Origin of the sequence: Flavobacterium flavipallidum (genome assembly GCF_038289905.1) — a bacterium.
GTDB classification, from domain to species: domain Bacteria; phylum Bacteroidota; class Bacteroidia; order Flavobacteriales; family Flavobacteriaceae; genus Flavobacterium; species Flavobacterium flavipallidum.
Window position 1 is genome coordinate 1 of sequence record NZ_JBBYHU010000066.1, and the last position, 1,444, is coordinate 1,444.

General features: G+C 29.5%; 1 protein-coding gene. It reads right to left on the reverse strand.

Annotated elements, in window-relative coordinates; genetic code table 11:
* Positions 1 to 34 precede the first annotated feature (34 nt).
* Positions 35 to 1,401, reverse strand: a protein-coding gene (locus AAEO59_RS16325; protein WP_407934941.1) for an IS3 family transposase whose coding sequence is annotated in 2 segments (ribosomal slippage) — positions 35 to 933 and positions 933 to 1,401 — 1,368 coding nt in all. Because the reading frame shifts where the segments join, the coding sequence is not laid out codon by codon here.
* Positions 1,402 to 1,444: the final 43 nt, after the last annotated feature.

Consider the following 1,444-nt stretch of genomic DNA (forward strand, 5'->3'; position numbering starts at 1 on the left):
TAGACTGCACCCAAAAGTTTAGACGAATTTATAATTAAATTTGATAATAATGAGCTCGATATTGTATCGGGCTCATTCCTTTTAGATTAAGTTTTATTCTCTCATTATTATAGTAATCTATATATTCGATTATTTCTTGTTTTAATTGATTGATAGAGCTGTATTTTTTAAGATAAAAAAGTTCAGATTTCAGGATTCCAAAGAAGTTTTCAATAATAGCGTTGTCAAGACAATTTCCTTTCCTGGACATGCTTTGTTTAATTCCTTTTTGCTTTAATAAGTACTGATATTGTTTCATTTGGTATTGCCATCCTTGATCTGAGTGCAATATCAAATTTGTGTTATTTGATATTTTCGTAAATGATTTTTTAAGCATGTTGACTATTTGATTAAAATGGGGTTTCTCAGATAATTCATAACTTATTATTTCTCCATTAAATAAATCAATAATTGGAGAGAGATACAATTTATTTCCTGAGACATTAAATTCAGTGACATCCGTTGCCCATTTTTCATTAGGTTTAACAGCCTTAAAATTACGTTGCAATATATTTGGGGCAATCTTCCCTTGTTTTCCTTTATATGATTTGTATTTCTTGATTCGTATTAAACTCTTTAATCCTAAAACTTTCATTAGACGCAATACTGTTTTGTGATTAATTATTATACCTTTTTGTTTGATTAATAAAGTAATTCGCCTGTAACCTAATCTGCCTTTATGATGGTTGAAAATCTGTTTAATTAATTGCTTTATCTCTTGATATTTATCTATTGACTGACATTTCTTTTCATAGTAATAATATGTACTTCTAACCATATTGATACAATTTAGTAAAAGATCTAAATCATATTTATGCCTTAATTCCGTTATGGTTTGAGCCTTTTGTTTTGATTGGCTTGTTCGGCTTGAACTAAGGCATTGAACTTTTTTAGAATTTCGTTTTCTGCTCGCAGATACTCTAATTCTTTTAATAGTTCTTCTTCTCTTGTTAAAGGTTTGTCTGTTTTTCTTTGTTTTCTTTTAAAATTCATAACAATTGGTCTGCCTTTGACTTTAGGTTTTAAGCCTGTTAAACCTTCCTCAGTATAACGAATTTGCCAGCGTCTTATAATAGAACTTGACGGAATATTGAACAACAAACAGGCTTTATTCAAAGATAGCGACTTGTTTATAATAGTTTTCAAAACTGCTAATTTAAACTCTGCGCTATAATTTTTATTTTTTTGTATTGGCAAAAGGCCTTCGTTGCCAAATTCAAGATAGCGACTAATCCAATCTTTAAGACCGGTTTTCCCAATACCATTTTCTTTTGCAACAACAGTTATTGCTTGATGCTTTTTTAAAACTTCATTTACACATCGAAGTTTAAAATCATAACCATACTTGACTTTTCTTTCCATAAAAATACCCCCAAATAGTGTCTAACTTTTTGGGGGCAGTGCA